15 protein-coding genes are annotated in these 20926 nt (G+C 63.2%); 6 read left to right on the top strand and 9 right to left on the bottom strand.

Going from position 1 to position 20926, the window contains the following annotated elements; all coding sequences use genetic code 11:
* Positions 1-55 precede the first annotated feature (55 nt).
* The 4 genes from nhaD to rlmF all read left to right on the top strand — a co-directional run bounded on the left by nhaD (position 56) and on the right by rlmF (position 3528).
* The gene (nhaD, locus tag TMS3_RS09515) at positions 56-1432 is read left to right on the top strand and encodes a sodium:proton antiporter NhaD (protein WP_025165041.1); all 1377 of its coding nucleotides are present in this window, start codon (positions 56-58) and stop codon (positions 1430-1432) included.
* Between the two features lie 65 nt (positions 1433-1497).
* Positions 1498-1794 (top strand): winged helix-turn-helix domain-containing protein, encoded by a 297-nt coding sequence (locus TMS3_RS09510; protein WP_025165040.1) that lies wholly within the window; start codon positions 1498-1500, stop codon positions 1792-1794.
* A gap of 15 nt (positions 1795-1809) precedes the next feature.
* The gene (locus TMS3_RS09505; protein ID WP_025165039.1) at positions 1810-2370 is read left to right on the top strand and encodes a VTT domain-containing protein; all 561 of its coding nucleotides are present in this window, start codon (positions 1810-1812) and stop codon (positions 2368-2370) included.
* 144 nt (positions 2371-2514) lie between these two features.
* Positions 2515-3528 (top strand): 23S rRNA (adenine(1618)-N(6))-methyltransferase RlmF, encoded by a 1014-nt coding sequence (gene rlmF, locus TMS3_RS09500; protein WP_025165038.1) that lies wholly within the window; start codon positions 2515-2517, stop codon positions 3526-3528.
* A gap of 54 nt (positions 3529-3582) precedes the next feature.
* Here rlmF and TMS3_RS25335 read toward each other — a convergent pair whose 3' ends face one another.
* The 6 genes from TMS3_RS25335 to TMS3_RS09475 form a co-directional block, all read right to left on the bottom strand.
* Positions 3583-3732 carry a hypothetical protein gene (locus tag TMS3_RS25335; RefSeq protein WP_160321030.1) on the bottom strand — a complete coding sequence of 50 codons (150 nt, stop codon included), beginning with the start codon at positions 3730-3732 and terminating at the stop codon, positions 3583-3585.
* A gap of 130 nt (positions 3733-3862) precedes the next feature.
* Positions 3863-4759 (bottom strand): F510_1955 family glycosylhydrolase, encoded by an 897-nt coding sequence (locus tag TMS3_RS09495; protein ID WP_025165037.1) that lies wholly within the window; start codon positions 4757-4759, stop codon positions 3863-3865.
* A gap of 82 nt (positions 4760-4841) precedes the next feature.
* On the bottom strand, positions 4842-8015 hold the full coding sequence (locus TMS3_RS09490) for an efflux RND transporter permease subunit (protein ID WP_025165036.1): 3174 nt from the start codon (positions 8013-8015) through the stop codon (positions 4842-4844).
* On the bottom strand, positions 8012-9496 hold the full coding sequence (locus TMS3_RS09485; RefSeq protein ID WP_025165035.1) for an efflux RND transporter periplasmic adaptor subunit: 1485 nt from the start codon (positions 9494-9496) through the stop codon (positions 8012-8014). Before TMS3_RS09485 ends, TMS3_RS09490 begins: the two co-directional genes overlap by 4 nt.
* Positions 9493-10749 (bottom strand): TolC family protein, encoded by a 1257-nt coding sequence (locus tag TMS3_RS09480; protein ID WP_025165034.1) that lies wholly within the window; start codon positions 10747-10749, stop codon positions 9493-9495. The genes TMS3_RS09485 and TMS3_RS09480 overlap by 4 nt, the downstream gene beginning before the upstream one ends.
* Positions 10750-10855: 106 nt before the next feature.
* Positions 10856-11200, bottom strand: a complete 345-nt coding sequence (locus tag TMS3_RS09475) for a hypothetical protein (RefSeq protein ID WP_025165033.1) — start codon at positions 11198-11200, stop codon at positions 10856-10858.
* Positions 11201-11635: 435 nt separating this feature from the next.
* Between TMS3_RS09475 and TMS3_RS09470 the strand changes: the two genes are divergently transcribed.
* Positions 11636-14233, top strand: a complete 2598-nt coding sequence (locus TMS3_RS09470; RefSeq protein WP_025165032.1) for a putative bifunctional diguanylate cyclase/phosphodiesterase — start codon at positions 11636-11638, stop codon at positions 14231-14233.
* A 108-nt stretch (positions 14234-14341) separates the two neighbouring features.
* Here TMS3_RS09470 and TMS3_RS09465 read toward each other — a convergent pair whose 3' ends face one another.
* Genes TMS3_RS09465 through TMS3_RS09455 form a run of 3 tightly spaced genes read right to left on the bottom strand, consistent with a single transcriptional unit; the run spans position 14342 to position 19412 of the window.
* The gene (locus tag TMS3_RS09465; protein WP_025165031.1) at positions 14342-17767 is read right to left on the bottom strand and encodes an AAA family ATPase; all 3426 of its coding nucleotides are present in this window, start codon (positions 17765-17767) and stop codon (positions 14342-14344) included.
* On the bottom strand, positions 17764-18984 hold the full coding sequence (gene sbcD, locus TMS3_RS09460; RefSeq protein WP_025165030.1) for an exonuclease subunit SbcD: 1221 nt from the start codon (positions 18982-18984) through the stop codon (positions 17764-17766). Before sbcD ends, TMS3_RS09465 begins: the two co-directional genes overlap by 4 nt.
* Before the next feature lie 8 nt (positions 18985-18992).
* On the bottom strand, positions 18993-19412 hold the full coding sequence (locus TMS3_RS09455) for an Lrp/AsnC family transcriptional regulator (protein ID WP_025165029.1): 420 nt from the start codon (positions 19410-19412) through the stop codon (positions 18993-18995).
* Between the two features lie 139 nt (positions 19413-19551).
* On the opposite strand from TMS3_RS09455, the gene yjeH reads away from it, so the two are divergent.
* Positions 19552-20829: an L-methionine/branched-chain amino acid transporter gene (yjeH, locus tag TMS3_RS09450; RefSeq protein WP_025165028.1), complete on the top strand. Its 1278-nt coding sequence runs from the start codon at positions 19552-19554 to the stop codon at positions 20827-20829.
* The last annotated feature ends 97 nt before the right edge of the window (positions 20830-20926 follow it).

Genomic DNA, 20926 nt, shown 5'->3' with positions numbered 1-20926 from the left:
TTTTTACCCATAAAAAGTACATCCATAAAAAAAGCCCTGAACTGGAATTCTGATCATGTATGCGTTGATGGCGTTGATATTCGTCCTTGGTTACCTGTGTATTGCCTTCGAGCACCCGCTGAAGATCGACAAGGCCGCCTCGGCCATTCTGACTGCGGTATTGTGCTGGACGCTGCTGGTGCTGGGGGCAGACACCATCCTCCCATTGATCGGCACGGGCACCGCCGGGGGCGCGAATAACGCCCATCATGTCACCGTGGAGCTGCGCCACCACCTCGGCGAGATTTCCGAGATTCTGTTCTTCCTGATGGGCGCCATGACCATCGTCGAACTGATCGATGCCCACGAGGGCTTCAAGGTCATCACCGACCGCATCCGCACCAACAAACGCGTCACCCTGCTGTGGATGGTGGCGTTGATCACCTTCTTTCTCTCCGCAGCGCTGGATAACCTGACCACTACCATCGTCATGGTCTCGCTGCTGCGTAAACTGGTCGCCGACCAGAAGGAACGCTGGTTCTACGCCGGCATCGTGGTGATTGCCGCCAACGCTGGCGGCGCCTGGTCGCCGATCGGCGACGTCACCACCACCATGCTGTGGATTGGCAACCAGATCACCGCCAGCGGCATCGTAGTCAACCTGATAATCCCCAGCCTGGTCTGCCTGCTGGTGCCGCTGCTGATCCTCAGCTTCACCATGAAAGGCGAGATCCATCGCCCACAGCTGACAGTACTGGATGAAGAGCGCCGCGACCCGACCACCCCGTTCGAGCGCAACCTGGTGTTCATCCTCGGCATCGGTGCCCTGGTCTTCGTGCCCATCTTCAAGACCGTCACTCACCTGCCGCCCTACATGGGCATCCTCCTCGGTCTCGGCGTCCTCTGGGTGGTCACCGAGGTGATCCATCGCGGCAAGAACGACGAAGACAAGCACCCGCTCTCGGTAGTCGGCGTGTTGCGCCGGATCGACACCACCAGCGTGCTGTTCTTCCTCGGCATCCTGCTGGCGGTCTCCAGCCTGGCCACTGCCGGCCACCTGATCCAGGTCGCCACCCTGCTGCGCGAGGGGCTCGGCGACATCTACGCAATCAACATCGCCATCGGCCTGTTGTCCTCGGTAGTCGACAACGTGCCACTGGTGGCCGGTGCCATGAAGATGTACCCGCTGGTCACCCCTGCAGCCCTGGAAGTCGGCGGCGTCAGCGAAGCGACCTGGTTGAGCAACTTCATGGTCGACGGCACCTTCTGGGAGATGCTCGCCTATTGCGCCGGTACCGGCGGCAGCTGCCTGATCATCGGCTCGGCGGCCGGCGTGGCGGCCATGGGCATGGAGAAGATCAACTTCATCTGGTATCTGAAGAAAATCAGTCTGCTGGCTTTCGTCGGCTATATGGCGGGTGCCGCGACTTATATCGGTATCGCAGCCCTTTAGCACCGGCCCTGGCAGGGTGCGCTTACCCAGCGGCGCACCGCCCCCGACCTGAGGAGCACAGCCCTATGGACGTCAGCAAAACCAAAACCAGCTTCTACCGCCGCCTGTATGTGGCCTGGCTGATTGACAGCGGCGCTGCCTGCAGCGTGCCCGCACTGATGGAAGCCACCGGCATGCCGCGACGCACGGCCCAGGACACCCTCAGCGCACTGGCCGAGCTGGACATCGACTGTGTGTTCGAGCAACAAGCGGGCGAACGCAATAACGCCGGGCACTACAGCATCCGCGACTGGGGCGCGATCAACCCACAGTGGATCGCCGCGCACCTGCCACAGATCAAGGCCATACTCGACTACCCCTGAACAGCGAGGCCCGTCATGCGCAGCTCCCGCCGCCTGTTACTGGTCATCCTGTTTCTGCTGGCCTTGTTCGTCCTGTTCGAAGCCCTGGGGGTCCGCGCCCAGTTCAGCCTGGCATCCCTGCAAGAGCTGATACTGATGCACAAGGTCGCGGGGCTGCTGCTATTCATCCTGCTGTTCGCCCTGGGCAATCTGATCCAGATCCCCGGCTGGATCTTCCTCGCCGCCGCCGTGCTGGCGCTGGGCAAAGTCTACGGCGGCATCGCCACCTACCTGGCCGCCAGTGTCTCGTGCATCTTCACCTTCTTCACCATCCGCATGCTCGGTGGCAATGCCCTGCGCGAACTGGACAACCGCCTGGCCAAACGCTTGCTGGCAGGCCTGGATCGGCGTCCGCTGACCAGCATCATCGTCCTGCGCATGCTGTTCCAGACCGTGCCGGCGCTGAATTATGCCCTCGCCCTGTCCGGCGTGCGTTTTCACCACTACCTGCTCGGCACCCTGCTCGGCCTGCCATTGCCGATTACCCTGTACTGCCTGTTCTTCGATTATCTGGCGATGTGGCTGAATATCGCCTGACGGACAGCGGCTGCAGCCACCGCTGTACATCATGCACCCTGTACAGCGCGCCTGAGCCCGTCCTGGCCTCTGCCTTCGACTTTCCCTGCAAGCCACGCCAAGCTGTGGGAAAATCCAGCGCCCCGAGCCTGCGATCCACCCATCATGTCCCAGCCGCCGAAACGCCCCCGTCGTCAACCCGCTGCGCCCCGTCCGGCTCAGCCCAAGCCCGCCGTCAACAAGGGTCAGTTGCACCCGCGCAACCGCCACCAGGGCCGTTACGACTTCCCGGCGCTGATCGCCAGCAGCCCGGAGCTGGCGGCCTTTGTGATCATCAATCCCTATGGCAAACAGAGCATCGACTTCGCCAACCCGGCCGCGGTCAAGGTGTTCAATCGCGCCCTGCTCAAGCAGCACTACGGCATCGCGCATTGGGACATTCCGGCGGACTACCTGTGCCCGCCGATTCCCGGGCGTGCCGACTACCTGCATTACCTGGCGGATCTGCTGGCCTCCTGCAACGGCGGCGAAATACCCCGCGGTGCCCGAGTGCGCGCGCTGGATATCGGCGTCGGCGCCAATTGCATCTATCCGCTGCTGGGTCATCGGGAGTACGCCTGGCAGTTCCTCGGCACCGACATCGCTGCCAGCGCCATTGCCTCGGCCAAGGCCATCGTGCAGTCCAACCCCGGTCTCGGCGCGGCCATCGAGTTGCGTCAGCAGGTGGACGCCACGCACATATTGCAAGGCTTGCTCCACACCGATGAACGCTTCGACCTGAGCCTGTGCAACCCGCCTTTCCACGCCTCGGCCGAAGAAGCCAGCAGTGGCAGCAAGCGCAAATGGCGCAACCTCGGCAAGCTCGACCCCAAGCGCAAACTTCCCGTGCTGAATTTCGGCGGTCAGGCCGCAGAGTTGTGGTGTCAGGGCGGCGAGGCGGCATTCGTCAGCCGCTTGATCCAAGAGAGCGCACAGGTGCCGGAGCAGGTGCTGTGGTTCAGCACCCTGATCTCCAAGGCCAGCAACCTGCCCGGTGTATATAGCGCGCTGAAACAGGCCGGCGCCCGCGAGGTGCGTACCGTCGAGATGGCCCAGGGACAGAAGCAGAGCCGCTTCGTCGCCTGGACTTACCTTACTCCCGAGCAGCAGCAGAGCTGGCGGCAGACACGCTGGCAGTAGCACCTGCCTCTGACATGCCTTGCAGCCCCCTTGCGCGCGACAAGGCATAGGGTGTTAGTCGAGCAGTTCGAGCAGCACCACGTTACCGTCGTTCTCCCAGCCACTGACCAGAAAATGCCGCCCGGCCTGCTCGACATGTACCAGGCCTTCCGGCGCCAGCTCGCCCTGCCCCGCGCCTTGATCCGCGGCGGTCCCCTGCAGCACCTTGGGCGTCTGCGGCTGATCCAGAATGATGCATGGATGGCTGAAAGGACAGCCCTGAGCCAGCGCGGCCGCAGCACGCCCCAGGACACTGGCCCTTAGCCCTTAGCCCTTAGCCCTTAGCCCTTAGCCCTTAGTCCAGAGTCTTGCCCGCCTGGGCGAGCGCTTTCCAGGTTTTTCCCGCGTCCTGCGACAGATATACGTCGCGCTTGAAGGTGGCGATGGCCCACTGCTGGGGCTTGGCCGGATTCTGCGCGAGGTAAGCGACCGCATCCTCGGTCAAGTCCGGCAGACCTAGCGCGCTGACCTGAAGCGTCTGCAAGTCCAGCGTCGAGAGCCTGGCCGTGTCGGCATAGCTGCCGAACCACAGGCTTTTGCCGTCGAGACTGAAGGCCGCGCTCAACACCTGCTCGCCCTGAACCACGGCCTGGAACTGTTTGCCGGCATCCGTCGACAGATACAGGCCGCTATTGCCCGCCAAGGCAACCTGCTGCTTATCCACCGGGTGCACGGCCATTGCGGCCGGCACCTCGCTGACGCCCTGGGCGGCGGCGCGGCGCCAGCGTGCGCCATCGTTCAAGCTGTAATACAGGCCCGCTGAGCGCATCTGCGAATTCGGGTGGCCGTTGTAGACATACAACGCACCGCTGTCGAAACCGCTGGCCAGCAGGTGAAAGTCCGACTCGCCCTGCAAGGCCAGGGGCTGCCAGGTAGCCCCGCCATCGCCGCTCTTGATCAGCCCGAACGGATTGGGCAGACCGCTGCCCTTCGCCGGATGACCACTGCTGTAGATCGCCTGGCGGGTGACGGCGAAGCCCATATAGTCATGCTCCGGGCCGTCGGCCTTGCGCCACTGGCCATCGCTGTAGACAGCCAAGCCGTGGTGACTGGGGACGGATAACTGCTGACCATCCGGGCTGAACGCCAACCCGTGCACGTGGGTCAGGGTCACCGTCGAAGCGTTACAGGCGGTGAGCGTCAGCAACACCCCAGCGAAAAGTGTGCGGTATAGCGACTGGGTCAGATTCATCGTCATTCTCCAATGATCGTTCGACACGCCGACCTGCCGGGAGCTTGCCCCAGCAGGTCGGCAACGGTTATAGACCAGTGACTCACTCGACTGGCATCAGGGCAGCCGAGTCCACCCGTCCGGCAGCGGCCCTGGGCAGTCGCCGGCGCCGCATCAAGCGGTAGGCCGCCGGCAACACGAACAGCGACAACAGCGGCGCGCTGAGCATGCCGCCGACCATCGGCGCGGCGATGCGGCTCATCACCTCGCTGCCGGTGCCGCTGCCCAGCAGGATCGGCAGCAGACCGGCGATGATCACCGCCACGGTCATGGCCTTGGGCCGCACCCGTTGCACCGCGCCTTCACTGATCGCCTCGACCAGCGCCGCTTCGTCACAGCGCCCGGCGTCCTCGCGTTCGGCCCAGGCGTTCTTCAGGTACAGCAACATGATCACGCCGAACTCCGCGGCCACCCCGGCCAGGGCGATGAAGCCGACTCCAGTGGCCACCGACAGGTGATAGCCGAGCAGGTAGAGGAACCACACCCCACCGGTGAGGGCGAAGGGCAGCGTGGCCATAATCAGCAAGGCCTCGCTGAAGCGGGCGAAGCACAGGTAGAGCAGCACGAAGATGATCAACAGGGTGGCCGGCACCACCAGCTTGAGCCGCGCGTTGGCCCGTTCGAGGAACTCGAACTGGCCGGAATAGCTCAGGCTGACGCCCGGCTGCAACTGCACCTGTTCATCGATGGCCTGGCGCAGATCCGCCACCACCGAGGCCAAGTCGCGGCCACGCACATCGACATAGACCCAGCCCGAAAGCCGCGCATTCTCACTTTTGAGCATCGGCGGGCCGTCGCTGATCTTGATCCGCGCCACCGTGCCCAGGGTGATCTGACTGCCCTGTGGGGTGTAGATCGGCAGCTGCTCAAGCCTGCTCAACGAGTCGCGCCATTCCCGCGGGTAGCGCACGCTGATCGGGAAACGTGCCAGACCTTCGATGGTCTCGCCGACGTTTTCACCGCCGATGGCGCTGGAGACGATCGACTGCACGTCGGCGATGTTCAGGCCGTAGCGCGCCGCCGTCTGCCGGTCGATGTCGACATCGATATAACGCCCGCCGGTCAGGCGTTCGGCCAGAGCCGAAGTCACCCCCGGCACATTTTTGGCGACCTTCTCGATGGCCTGGGTGGCCTCGTCGATCAGTGCCAGGTTGGCGCCAGCCACCTTGACCCCGATCGGGCTCTTGATGCCGGTGGCGAGCATGTCAATGCGATTACGGATCGGCGGAATCCAGATGTTGGTCAATCCCGGCACCCGCACCACCCGATCCAGTTCTTCCACCAGTTTCTCCGGGGTCATGCCGGCACGCCACTGATCCTGCGGCTTGAACTGGATGGTGGTCTCGAACATCTCCAGCGGCGCCGGATCGGTAGCGGTCTCGGCACGCCCGGCCTTGCCGAACACATGGGCGACTTCCGGCACCGTCTTGATCAGCCGGTCGGTCTGTTGCAACAGTTGCCCGGCCTTCTGCGCCGACAGCCCGGGCAACGCCGAGGGCATGTACAGCAGATCGCCCTCATCCAGCGGCGGCAAAAACTCACCGCCCAGTTGCGACAGCGGCCACAGCGCGCTGAGAAACACCAACAAGGCGGCCAACAAGGTGACCTTGGGCCAACGCAATACCGCATCCAATGCCGGCTGGTAGATACGGATCAACCAGCGGTTCAGCGGGTTCTGCGCCTCGTTGGGAATCCGTCCGCGAATCCAGTAACCCATCAGCACCGGCACCAGGGTCACCGAGAGTCCGGCGGCCGCCGCCATGGCATAGGTTTTGGTGAAGGCCAAGGGTCCGAACAGGCGACCCTCCTGAGCCTGCAGGGTGAACACCGGAATAAACGACAGGGTGATGATCAGCAGGCAGAAGAACAGCGCCGGGCCGACTTCCACCGCCGCCGCGGTCATCACCTGCCAGTGCTGTTCGCCCTTGAGTTCCTCACCTGGATGTTCCTCGCGCCAGGCCTCGACCTTCTTGTGCGCGTTCTCGATCATCACCACCGCGGCATCGACCATGGCGCCTATGGCGATGGCGATGCCACCGAGCGACATGATGTTGGCGTTGATGCCCTGCTGCTGCATGACGGCGAAGGCGATCAACACCCCGACTGGCAGCGAGACGATGGCCACCAGGGAAGAACGCAGGTGCCAGAGGAACACCGCGCACACCAGTGCGACCACGATGAATTCCTCGATCAGCTTATGGCTGAGATTCTCCACCGCACGGTCGATCAGCTTGCTGCGGTCGTAGGTGGTGACGATCTCCACCCCCTCCGGCAGGCTGCTCTTGAGCTTCTCCAACTTGGCCTTGACCGCGGCAATGGTGCTGCGCGCGTTCTTGCCACTGCGCAGGATCACCACACCGCCGACCACTTCGCCTTCGCCGTCGAGCTCGGCGATGCCACGGCGCATCTCCGGGCCGAGCTGGATGTGCGCCACCTCGCCGAGGGTTACCGGCACACCGCCACGGCCCAGGCGCAGGGGGATCGCGCGAAAATCCTCAAGGTTTTCCAGATAGCCCGAGGCGCGCACCATGAACTCGGTTTCCGCCACCTCCAGTACCGCACCGCCGGTTTCCTGATTGGCCCGGCCGATGGCCGCCGTCACCTCGCCCTGGGTGATGCCCAGGCTGGCCAGCTTGATCGGATCGAGTTGCACCTGGTACTGCTTGACCATGCCGCCGATGGTCGCCACTTCGGCGACGTTGGCCAGGGTCTTCAACTCGAACTTGAGGAACCAGTCCTGCAGCGCGCGCAGCTGTGCTAGGTCATGCCGGCCACTGCGATCCACCAGGGCGTACTGGTAGATCCAGCCGACCCCGGTGGCGTCCGGGCCTAGGGCCGGTTTGGCACTGGCGGGTAGACGACTCTGCACCTGGCTGAGGTACTCAAGCACTCGCGAACGCGCCCAGTACAGGTCGGTGCCGTCCTCGAACAGCACGTAGACGAAGCTGTCACCGAAGAACGAGTAGCCACGCACGGTCTTCGCCCCGGGCACCGAGAGCATGGTGGTGGCCAAGGGGTAGGTCACCTGGTTCTCGACGATCTGCGGCGCCTGGCCGGCATAGGGCGTACGGATGATCACCTGCACGTCGGACAAGTCCGGCAAGGCATCGATCGGCGTGTTCTGCACCGACCACACGCCCCAGGCAGTGGCGAACAGCGTGGCCAGCAGCACCAGAAAGCGGTTGGCCACCGACCAGCGAATCAGGCCGGCGATCATGGTTGCACCTCCAGCTTGTCGAGGCGTTCGACCAGCAGGCCGCTGTCCGTCTCGCGCACGCCGATGCGGATCTGCTCACCGGCCTGGATACCTTGTCCCAACGCTGGCGCGGCCAGCGGGAAGCGCATGGTCATGCCGGGCATGCCCAGGGTCTTGAACGGGCCGTGCGCCAGGGTCACCGAGGCGTTGTCGATCTCGATGACCTTGCCTTCGGCCTCATGCAAGGCGGATTGCACAGCAGGCGCCGAGGTCGTCTCGACACCTTGGGCGAGGATGCCGCGCAGGCTGGCCTCGGAATCGAGCAGGAACTGCCCGGAAGCGACCACCTGCTGGCCTTCCTCCAACCCTTGCACGACTTGGATTTTGCCCTCGGCCTCACGGCCCAGGCGGACCTCCAGCGGCCGATAACGGCCATCACCCTCGGCGAGCATCACCAGGGCACGGCGGCCGGTGCGAATCACCGCTTCGGTCGGCACGAACAGGGCATTCTGCTCGGCCGCACGGGTCAGCCGCACTTGCGCGGTCAGGCCGGGGCGCAGACGACCCTCGGGGTTAGCCAGTTCGACCCGTACCCGTAGCGTGCGGCTGTCCAGATTGGCTTCGGGCAGGATAGCGCTGATAGTGCCGTCCAGTACCTCGCCGGGGAAAGCCGGCAAGCGCGCCTCTACCACCTGGCCACTGTGCAGGCCCATGGCCTCGGCCTCGGGCACCGCCACGTCCAGCCACACGCTGCGCAAGCCGTTGATGGTGGCCAGGGTTTGCCCGGCGCTCAGGGTCATGCCCTCGCGCACGTCGAGCTCCTGGAGTACGCCGGCGATGGGGCTGGTCACCGTCCATAGGGTTTGCACCTTGCCGCTGCGTTCGAGGCGGGCAATCAGCTGCGCCGGCATGCCAGCCAGGCGCAGGCGTTGACGCGCTGCTGCCAGCAGCTCGGGAGCGCCGGCACCACGCAGGGCCAGATAGTCTTCCTGGACGCTCACCCACTCGGGCACCAGCAGGTCGGCCAGCGGCGCGCCAACGTCGAGCAAATCCTCCGGGGCACGGGCATACACACGCTCGACGAAGCCACCGCTGCGCGCCTGGACCACGGCGATGTCGCGGGTATTGAAGGTCAGGTTGCCAACCACCTCCAGACTGTTGGCCAGCGTGCCGCGAGTCACTGGCGCCAGGCGCATGCCGAGATTCTGGGTGATGCTCGAGTCGATGTTCACCGCCGCACTGTCGCCGCCTTCGTCGGCATAGCGCGGCACCAGTTGCATGTCCATGAAGGGTGACTTGCCCGGCTGGTCAAACTTCTGCTGCGGGTACATAGGGTCGTACCAGTACAGCACCTCGCCCTTGTCCTGACTCGACGCTTGCTCGGCGTGGGCCAGACTGGAGCCGCTACTCAGCGGCTGTTGCGCCAGCCAGTAACCGCCTGCTGCGCCGATGCCAAGCACCAGGCCGGTCAGAAAAACGCGTTTCCACACTCGAGCAGTCATTGCCCAGCTCCTTCGTAAGCGAAATACAAACGGGCGCTGGTCAGCGCGCGCTGCTGTTCAAAGTCGATCTGCTTGAGCCGCGCCTCGATCAGTTCTCGGCGGGCGCTGATCACGCTGGCCAAATCATTCGCACCGGCGCGATAGCCGGCCAGGCTCAGCTTGACCTTCTCTTCGGCCAACGGCACCAGGGTCTGTCGGCTGCGCTCCAAGGCGCGATGCAGGCGGCGGTACTCGGCCAGGTCATCTTCCAGCTGCTGCGCATGCTCACGCTCACTGGCCTCACGCTCAGCCTCGAGCTGACTCAGCTGGGCCTGCTTGGCGGCGATCCTGGGGTTCTGCCGCGAGCCCGGAAACAGCGGTAGATCGAAGCTGAACTGCACACTCATCATGTCGCCGAATGCGGCGCCACGCTTCTGGTAGGCCAGTTCCCAGCTCCAGTCGGATTTCTTCTCCGCCATGGCCTGACGCACCTCGGCTTGCGCCTCATCGGTCATGGGCTCGAATACCGCCAACTCGGGGTGGTGTTGCAGGTTGCGCTGATAGTGCTGCGCGTCGACCGGCCAATTCGGCAGCCGTCCAGACAGCGGCTCACTGGCTCGCGAGCCGATCCAGCGGCGCAAAGCCGCGCGTTGCTGGGTCCGACTCTGCAGCAACTCATCTTCCTGTTCGGCCAGCAGCGCGGCTTCCTGCTTGGGGCCGACACTGTCCGACGCCAGGCCGCCGCCGCCGGCGATGCGCGCGCGCACCGCTTTACTCAGCAACTCATTCTCGGCGTAGAGGGTTTGGAACAGGCCCAGTTTCTGTTCGACGGCGAGCGCCGAGATCCAGGCCAGCGCGGTTTCCCGGCGGACCTTGAGGCGCTCGATACGCTGTTCCAACGAGGCGCGCTCGACACCGGCCTGAGCCACCTCGACCCGGGCCCGGCGCTTGTCGCGGTTGGGCACTTCCTGCATGACCCCGACCATCTGCATGGTCATGAAATCAGCATTGAGTTTGCCGCGATTGTCCCCCCCAACCGGGAAATTCTGTACCCCCAGTAGCAACTTGGGATCGGGTAGTGCACCTGCGGGGATGGCGTTGCTGCGCGCCGCATCGACTTGCGCGGCTTGCGCCGCCAGCGAGGGCGCCTCGTGCTCGGCTTGGCGCAGGGCTTCGGCGAGGGTCAAGGCGCTGGCCAGGCCGGGCCAACCCAGCACGCAGACGGACAGCAGCGCAAACAGCGGCCGGCCGTTGCAATAGCGTCGGAAATTCATCGTGAAGATTCCAGTCATGTTGATGATCCGACACGCGCTCGTACAGGCACGCGTCGGTCATCCCACACAGAGTTCGGTGCGGGATGAGTTCAGGACAAAACGGGAATTACACGCGAGGGGGGCGCCACACACCGCTAGGTGCTGGGGAGGGGATGAACGCGTTGAAGCTGACCACTACCGGTTGATGACCGACGAGCAAGGGGGCCTTGACGCTGACGACCTGCAGCAGGCTGCTGGTTTTGCATTCCTCGCCGCTTTTGCACACCTTGGTGCCGGCATGCGCGCTTTTCTGCTCGTCACAGCAGTCGCGGGTCATCTCACCGACCTGCGACACACCTTCGATCTGCATGGGGCAAGGCGCTTTCTGCAGCTCGACAGCACTCACCACCCCACTGAGGGGCAGTGCAAAGCTAAGAAACAGGGCGAAATAAAGCCACAGGCGTCGGTTCATGCGGGTCAGTCTAGCCGCAGATGCCACGCCCAACAATGACATTGATCAATCACTCAGCCTTCGCGCAAGGCCGAGACTGACTGCCTGGCACGCCCTGCACAATCCGCAGCCACCGGTAAACAACGGAGATAACCACGCCAGCGACAAGGGCACCGGCTCTGCTATGGTTTCGTTATAACCAACAGAAGTACCAGCAAGCGGATATGCAGTCGTTTTCTCCCGCGCACGGCCCTCGCTAAATTCTGGCTCACGACTAGGCTAAGCAAACACAGGCTCAAACTGCCGTGCGCCGGAGACGCTCGACAGAACAGGGCGAAACACACATCCAGTGTCGGTCACTCGCTAAGTACAACATGCAGGTAGTTGCAGGGAATCGCCAGGCCTATGACGAGTAAGCCGAATAGAGCAATGCTGGGGACATCCGCGAAATGGCGCATGAGTGAATGGCGTAAATACGCCATTCCTGCTGGTTTCATGCTGCTGTGGGTAATAGGTGCGCTGGCCATCTACCGTGACGCCCAGCAGATAGCGGCCAATACCCAGCAAAAAATCAGCAACGAGATGCGTCTTGAAGCGCAAACCATGGCCGAAAAGCTGGCCGGGGTGCTGGAACGAACCTACGTCACCATCAAGACCATCTCCCTGCTGCCGGCTGTTCGCAGTACGGCCCCGCGCAATCGCAGCAGCATCGAGGACGATGTGGTCGAGTTAGGCCACTTCGGCGAGGGTGACGCCGAGACTATCCAGCAGCTGTATAACCACATTTCCAGTGATGTCGCGGTCTCTGAAATCTATCTGGTATATGGCGGTTTCGCTCCCGAACGGGGTGAGGTGCCCTTCCTGATGTTTGATCAGGTGCTGCTCGAACGAATTGCCGACGCGAAAGAGGCAGACCGTACTCACGAACAGGACGAACCCGAAGAGCACGAAGCGGCCGAGTATGCGGAATATGTACGGCAGCTGGGCTATTTGCAGCAATACCATCCCAAATTGCCTAGTGAGGCCCCCGAAGGCATCGCGGCGATGACTTCCCCCCTGCTGCGCACCTGCGATAACTCCCAGTACACTTCGATCGCCAACGGCGACGAGCGCAATACTCACGGCATTTTACTGTCCGTGCCTATCTATGATCGGGTCAACAAACAGTTCAAGGGACTGGTGACCGCAGTGCTACGAGCCAACGCACTGGAGGCGGTCCTGAACGGCTGGCCCAGGTTACCCATCACCGCTGCGGACAAAAAATTCCTGGCCGAGCAGCAGATTGACCTCGACTCTCCACCCAGCGAATACCTGCTGGAAAACCGCCAGACCGGCGTGCGCATCATGGACAGGCGCAACCTCGACCTGCCGAATTTCCTCACGGATAAGCAGCAAGCGGCCATTCATCTCGAGCAAACCGTCCAGCTGCCCTTCTCTCAAGCGTGGCAGCTGCATCGCTATAAATCGGCGGCCGACCTCAACGTGGCACTCGATCCTATCCATAAGGACATGTGGCAACGGCTGGCGTTGCTAAGCCTGCTGATAGCCGGGTTCGCTGTAACCGTAGAGCGCATATTCGCCTTGCAACGCAGGTCCACGCTGAAGTTGACCCAGATGGCCAACTACGACGCCCTGACCGGCTTACCCAACCGGCGCCTGGTGGCCGAACACCTGACCAACTCGTTGAACCGGCAAGTGAACCAGACCAGTCAGTACGCCGTACTGATGATTGACCTCGATGACTTCAAGGAAATTAACGACACGCTCGGCCACCAGATTGGCGATAGCCTGCTGATCGAGGTCTCACGGCGCTTCGTACACAGCCTGCGCGCCTCGGACCAACTGTTGCAGTTGCACGATCACAACCTTATGGACAATTCGCGCTGCGGCCTCCTGGAGGAAAATCAGTCGATGGTTGGCCGCCTGGGTGGCGACGAATTCCTGGTGCTACTGCCCAGTATTCCCGACCTCGGCCAGGCCCTGGCAGTCGCCAACCGTCTGCACGCGAGCCTGAGTGAGCCCGTTGCCCTGGGTCCAGACAAGATCTACATCCATGCCAGCATCGGTATAGCCGTCTATCCAGACCATGGCAGCAGTGGCACCTTGTTGCTCCGCAGCGCCGATACGGCAATGTACCTGGCCAAACGACAGGGGCGTGGGCAAACCGTGGTGTACCAGCGAAATTTCGACGAGCAGTCTCGCCAGCGCCTGCAGCTACTGACAGATTTGCACTCTGCTCTGCTGGAACAACAATTCGTCCTCCACTACCAGCCGGAGCTGAACATGGCCTCCGGCGCCATCGACTCCGTAGAGGCATTGGTACGCTGGCAACATCCCACTCTGGGCCTGATTCACCCAGCAGACTTTATCCCCTTGCTGGAACAGTCTGGCCTGATAATGGACGCCGGGCAGTGGGTGCTGGAAACAGCTTGCCGGCAACTGAAAGCCTGGCAGGACCAGGGTTCTGCGATTAAGCACATGTGCGTCAACGTCTCGATCAAGCAACTGGCACAACCGGCATTTGCCGACTCGCTGCTAAACACCTTGAACCAGGTGGGCATAGCGCCTGGCGCACTCTGTCTGGAGCTGACCGAATCGATGCTGATGCAGCAGCCGGAAGCCAACATTCAACTTCTGCGCGAAATACGCATGACCGGGGTGGAGATTGCCCTGGATGACTTTGGCACTGGCTACTCGTCACTCAGTTACCTGCGTCAACTGCCCTTGGACGTGCTGAAAATCGACCGCAGTTTCGTCATCGATATGCAAAACGACGAAGGTCTTGCCATCTGCGAAACGCTGATCGCCCTGGCCAAACGCCTGGGGCTCAAAGTCATTGCCGAAGGCATAGAGACGGCCGAGCAGTTCTGCATTATGAATAGAGTCGGCAGTGACTGGATGCAGGGCTACTTGATTGCGCGACCGATGCCGGCGGAGCAAACCAATCAGTTCGCGAAGTCTTTCGACTGGAAAAAGTTCAAGATCGAGAATGGCTTGCAAGAACATTCGCCCGGATGGACGCCACTCAGGGGCTGTGCAACCGAGACGCCTTAACAGCATCGATGCACCGAAGCGCATCTCCCGCCTAAACCTCGCTGGCGACTCGAATCCTAGGGTCTGTTGCGGTTTCATTCGCGGCTCGCAATGAAACGGCTACAGACCCTAGCCGGTAACCGCAAAGCGCTTATCCAGCCCGCTATAGCCCATACCCACGCTTTTGTGCACCTTGAGCTGCACCGGAATGCGCTCCTTCAACGCTTCCACATGGCTGATCACACCGATCATCTTGCCGCTGGCATTGAGGCTGTCGAGGGCGTCGAGGGCGACTTCCAGAGTTTCGCCGTCGAGGGTGCCGAAGCCTTCGTCGAGGAACAGCGAATCGATGCTGGTCTTGTGGCTGACCAGATCGGACAGGGCCAACGCCAGTGCCAGACTGACCAGGAAGCTCTCGCCGCCGGAAAGGGTCTTGGTGTCACGGGCGACATCGGCTTGCCAGGTGTCGATCACTTCCAGTTCCAGCTCACCACTGCTGCGCCGGCCCAGCTGGTAACGCCCGTGCAGGCGCTCCAGCTGTTGGTTGGCCAGATACACCAGGTGATCGAGGGTCAGCCCCTGGGCGAACTTGCGGTATTTCGCCCCGTCCGCCGAGCCGATCAGACTGTTGAGCTGCTGCCACAGGTCGTACTCGCCCTGTTTGGCGGCGATCTCGGTGAACAGGCTTTGCTGGCCCAGTCGGCGTGCCTCGTCGCCGCGCAGTTGCGCGCGAATTTCGCCTTGGCGCTGGCTCAGGACTTTCAACTGAGCGTTCAGCACCAACAGATTGTCCTCCAGCTGTTCGCGACTGAGTTCGCTGGCCGGGGCGGCTTGTAAGGCGATCAGTTGCTGGTCGGCGGAGGCTTTCAGGGCCTGAGCTTCGGTCAGCGCTCTATCCAGTTTTTCCTTGAGATGAACCAGGGCGCTGTGCTGCTGCTCGTCGAGCAGTGCGGCGAGAAAGCCGGCCTCATCCACAAAGGGGCTGGCAGCCAGAGCATCAGCCCACTGCCGCGTTTTCGCCTGCAGGTTGTGCCGATCCTCGATCAGCCGCTCCGCTTGCGTCTGCTGGGTCCCGTGCAACTGTTCCTGGCGACTTTGTGCGCTACTCAGTTGCGCTTCGCATTGCTGCAAGGCCAGCAGCGGGTCGGCGACCGCAGCCAAGAGCTCCAGCTCGGCCGCCTGTAGCGCCGACCAACGCTGTTGCCAGTGCCCATGCAGGTCGCGAGAGAGGGTCAACCCATGCTCCGCGTCGCGCTGCTGAGCGTCCAGTTGCTGAGCCTGTTGTTGCGCCTGCTGCCAGTTCTGCCACTCGGCTGTGCGCTCGCTTAGCCACTGTTCACCATCGCTGGGCAAGCTGTAGCCGAAGCGGGCCAACTCCTCGCGCAACGCCTGTTCGCGCTCACCTTGTTGACGCTGCAGCTTCGCCACCTGCTCGTAAAGCTCGCTGAGCTGGCTGTTATTGGCCTGCAATTGCTGGCCGAGCAGCGCCTGCTGCTGTTCTGTCGCGGCACGGGCTTGGCCGAGCTGTTGGCTGGCTGTGCGCGCACCTTCGAGGGCTGTTTTCACAGCGTCGAGTCGTTCGAGACTGTGCTGCAGGTTGTCCAGCTCGCTCACCAGCTGCTGCTCATGGGTTATCAGCGCGGCAGCATCCGCCACAGGACTACCGAGCTGTTCACTCAACTGCAGCCAACGGTCGGCCTGCCGGACCTGCTCCTGTTGGGTGTGCAGCAACTGCTGTTGCTGTTGTTCGAGGGTCGCGGCCAAGGCCGCCAACTGACTGGCAAGACCCTGGCCGCTATTGGCCAGGGTTTCCAGCTCGAGCTTCTTGGTCTGCAAGGCCTGCTGGGTGGCCGAGACGTCCAGCGCCTGGTAGGCAGCAATCGCCGGGTGTTGATCGGAGCCACACAGCGGGCAGGCCTGGCCTTCCTGCAGTTGCGCGCGATAGGTCTCCAGCGCCTGGATACGCTGTTCCTGTTCCAGCAGTTTTTCCTGGTCGCGCACCTGCTGCTGCAGGTCCTTGTAACGCGCGCGCAGGGCGCCGACTTCGCGCTCCTTGGCGGCGTGCTGAAGAGCCAGCTCGCTGACCTTGCCGTGCAGTTGCGCCTGCTGCTCGCTCAGCTGCTGGCGGGTCGCGGCCAACTGCTGGAGCTGGGCCAACAGCCCGCTGTGCCGATGCAACAGTTGCCAGCGTTCGCGCAGGGCCGCCTCGCTGCGCCCGGCCAGCAGGACATCGAGTTGCTGTCGATGCTCGCCCTCCAGCCGCTGCGCCTCGGCCAAACGAGCCTGCTCGTCGCCGAGTTGCGCGCTGCGCTGCACCAGTTGCGCCTTCAGCCTCTCGGCCACCTGCTCGGTCTGCTGCTGACGGCTGCCGAGCTGGGCCAGGTCCGCGGCCAACTGCTGGCGTGCCTCGAGCTGGCTGCGCCATACGCCCAGCTGCTCGCCAAGCCGCCCGTGCCGGGTTTGCTCGGCCAGGCGCAGGTCCAGCTGCTGACGCTGTTCGGCAAGTCGATCGTGCGCCTGCTGACGCTCATCAAACAGTTGCAGGCTGAAGTGCCGGGCCTGCCACAGGCACTCGCGGATGCGCTGTGCGGCTTGTTGTTGTTCGGTCTGGGTCTGCTGCACCGCCAGCTCGGCTTGGCGCAGCACCTGCTGCGCCTGTTGCCAGTCGCGGTACAGCGGTTGCAAACGGCCCGCCGGCTCGCTGGCCGCCAATCGCCCCAACTGCGGCTGAGCCGACTGCAGCTCGTCCTGGGCACGCTGTTCGGCCAGTGTGGCTGCTTGCTGCTGGCCCTGCGCCTTGAGCAAATCATCACGCCATTGCCGCTGGCGTTGCAGATCGACCTGTTCAGCAGTCAGCCTGGTTTCCTCGGTGCCCAGTTGTTCGGCTTCGGCGTGCAGCACGCTGCATTGCTCGGCGCTTAACAGTTCCACACCTTCGGCGCGGGCCCGCAGCTGATCGAGAACTGTCTTCACCTCGCGGGTCTGCTCGAACACCCGCTGGGAGATCTGTCCGTAGACTTCGCTGCCGGTCAGCTCTTCCAGCAACTCGGCACGCTGGTTGGCATTGGCTTCGAGGAAGGCGGCGAAGCCGCCTTGAGCCAGCAGCATGGACTTGGTGAAACGCTCGAAATCCAGGCCGGTAAGGCGTTCGGTCTCGCGCAGTTTCTCGTTGATCTTGTCGGTGACAATCGGTCCGTCCACCGCTGCCAGCTCGACCTTGGGTGGCTGCAATTGGCCGTCGGCCTTGTCGCGGGCGCGGCGCTGGCTCCAGAAGGCGCGGTAAGCGCTACCCTTGACCTCGAACTCGACCTCGGCCAGACAGTCGGCCGTGTGCCGGGTCATCAACTCGTTGCTGCTGGCGGACAGCGTACTCATCCGCGGTGTGCGGTGGTACAGCGCCAGGCAGATGGCATCGAGCAAGGTGGTCTTGCCGGCACCGGTGGGCCCGGTAATGGCGAACAGGCCATTGTCCTTGAACGGCTCGGCGGTGAAGTCGATCTTCCACTCACCCTTCAGCGAGTTGAGATTCTTCAGGCGCAGGCTGAGGATCTTCATGGGTTGCCCTCAGTCAGCTGGCTGACCACCTGTTGATACAAGCCACGCAAACGGCCCTGATCCGCCTCGTCCAGGGTTTCGCTGAGCAGACGCTGGTCGAACACCTGATCGACGCTCAGCTCATCCAGAGTTTCCTTGGCCTGGCCGCGCAGGCCGGCACCGGCAGCGCCGCGCTCACGACGGATGCGCAGCACCTCGACCGGCAGGCCCTCGCACAGGGCGGCGATGCGCACCTGCAAATCGCTCAGGTAGTCGTCGGTGCTGACCAGCACTTCCAGCCATACCGGTCGTTCTTCGCTGCCCTGCTCGGCGGCCTCGGCAATGGCCAGCGCCAACTCCTTGAGCGAGCCGCGCACGCCGAGCAACGGCTGAAAACGCGGCACCGGCAGCGCGCTGATGCCGCGCAAACCAGTCGCGTCCAGTTCGACCAGCAGCACCTCCTTCTGCTGCTTGGCTTCATCGAAACTCAAGGGAATCGGCGAACCGCAATAGCGGATATGCTCCAGCCCGCCGACCTTCTGCGGCCGGTGGATATGTCCCAGGGCGATATAGGCGGCCGGCGGAAAAGCGTTGGTCGGGAAGGCTTCCAACGCGCCGACGTAGATCTCGCGCACCGACTCGCTGGCGCTGGCGCCGACCGTGGTCAGGTGGCCGCTGGCGATGATCGGCAACTGACCGCCGAGCGCCTCGCGCTTGGCTTCGGCCAGGGCATACAGGTCGCAGTAGTGCTGCTGGATCGCCTGCTGCAAAGACTGCTGTTTGTCCTGGGCACTCTGCCCGGCCTGGCTCAGCAGCACATCGCGCGGGCGAATAAAGGGGATGCCGCAGAGGATCGCGCCGGGTTGGCCGTCACGCCGATTCAGCAGCAGCAGTTGCTCGTGCAGGTCATCGCACACCGCCGGGATCACCCGGGTATCGAGCTGCGCCAGCAGGGTCTTGCTCTCGCCGAGCATGGCCACCGAGTCGTGATTGCCGCCGAGCACCACCAGCTCACAGCCGCTGCCGCGCAGCTCGACGATAAAGCGGTTGTACTGCTCACGGGCATAGCTGGGCGGCGCACCGGTGTCGAAGATGTCGCCGGCGATCAACAACGCATCGACCTCGTGCGCACGCACCTGCTCGATCAGCCAGGCGCAGAATGCCTGGTGCTCGGCCTGACGGGTCTTGCCCATGAAGTGCTGGCCAAGGTGCCAGTCGGAGGTATGCAGGATGCGCATGGAGCGACTCACATTGCCCACTCCTGCACCACCATATGGGTCTTGACCTTCTGCATGCCGGGGAAATTTTCGATCAGCCCTCGGATCTCGCTGAGCCTGGCCATCGACCCGGCCTCGACATACACCAGCATGTCGGTTTCGCCGCTGATGCCGCAGCAGCGGCGAATTTCGGTGAAGCTGCGCATGCGCTCCACGTAGTTCTCGCAACGCCCATCTTTGTAGAACAGCTCGAGGAACGCCTTCACCGCACCGTCCGCTGGCTCGGCAATCCGCGCGTGATAGCCCTGGATGGTGCCGGCCTGCTCCAGCTGACGGATGCGTTCACTTACCGCAGAACGCGACAGGTTTATTTCACGGGCGATCTGGCTCACCGCCAGACGCGCGTCGGCGCGCAACAGGGCGATGATCTGGCGATCAAATTTGTCCACTTGGGTGTTCTCACGCAACAGGCAGATTGACGGGTAGTTCCGCTATTTCGCCGGTCAAGGGCGACGCTTAGCAAGCATCGCAAGGCCGGCGGGCGGCTTAAGATGGCGGGACCATCATCGAATCGCACGAGCATACAGCATGAGCCGACTGAACAAGGAACTGGGGCTGCTGCAGGGCATTGGCCTGTTAAGCACCTCGCTGCTCGGCACCGGTATCTTCGTGGTACCGGCCCTCGCCGCCACGGTCGCCGGTCAGGCTTCGCTGTGGGCCTGGCTGATTCTGATCCTGCTGGTGCTGCCGGTGGCCTTCACTTTTGCCCAACTAGGGCGGCATTTCCCCCATGCCGGCGGTGCGCCGCACCTGATCGGGCGCGCCTTCGGGCCGCGTATGGAGCGCCTCAGCGCCTGGCTGTTCCTCGCTGTGCTACCGGTTGGCCTGCCGGCCGCGCTGCAGATCGCTACTGGCTTCTGGCAGGCGCTGTTCCACCTGGGTTCAGGCCAGAATCTGGCCATCCAACTGGCCACCCTGGGCGCTATCTTGTTACTCGGGCAGCGCCCGGCCAAGGCCTCAGGACTGCTGCAAGGCGCCATCGCCCTGGCCATCGTGCTGACCATCGGGGTGATCTGGTGGGCCGGCGACCTGCCCCATGCCAGCCAACCTCTGCTGCCCGCCATGAGCGGTTCCTGGCACTTGCTGCCGGCGGCTTTGGGGGTGATGTTCTGGTGCTTCGTCGGCATCGAGGCGTTTACCCATCTGGGTGAAGAGTTCAAACGCCCCGAACGCGACTTTCCCCTGGCGCTGCTGCTGGGCGTGCTCCTGGCCGGCCTGGTGTACTGGGCCTGCTCGGTCGCAGTGCTGAGCTTTCAGACCTATGGCGATCCGCGCAGTGACGCCAGTTCGCTGCCGCAGCTGCTCGACCTGCTGCTGGGCGAGCGAGCACGCTGGCTGGCGGCCATCGTCGGCTACCTGGCCTGCTTCGCCTCGATGAATGTGTACATCCAAGGCTTCGCTCGCCTGCTCTGGAGCCTGGCCGACGAAGGCAAACTGCCGGTCAGGCTGGCCCGGCGCAACCGTCATGGCGTACCCGGCCCTGCGTTGTTGCTAGTGGTGCTGAGCTGCGCGCTGTGCGCCACTCTGGCCTGGAGCCAGGCGCTCTCGGTGGATCAACTGATCCGCTACGCCAATGGCAACTTCGTGCTGATCTATCTACTGAGCATGGCGGCCGGCTGGATCCTGCTCAAAGGCCTGTGGCGCTGGTTGGCCGGACTCAGTGCACTGCTCTGCGGCTTGGTATTGCTGATGCTGGGCATCGATGCCTGGTACGCTCTGGGTCTGCTCGCGGCCTTGGCGCTGTTCGATCAATGGCAATCGCTCCGGACGCGTAAGTCGTTGGGCGCGACACCGCCCATGCGCTAGGTGCACGGGTACGGCAGAGGTCGAGTCTGACCGCAAACAAACTTGCTGATCCAGATCTATCAAGTGCTGGCCATTGCCGCAGGGCTTAATCACACCG

Source organism: Pseudomonas taeanensis MS-3 (assembly GCF_000498575.2).
Lineage (GTDB): Bacteria > Pseudomonadota > Gammaproteobacteria > Pseudomonadales > Pseudomonadaceae > Aquipseudomonas > Aquipseudomonas taeanensis.
The sequence above is the reverse complement of the archived record's forward strand: the minus strand, read 5'-3'. Positions and strand labels throughout refer to the sequence as shown.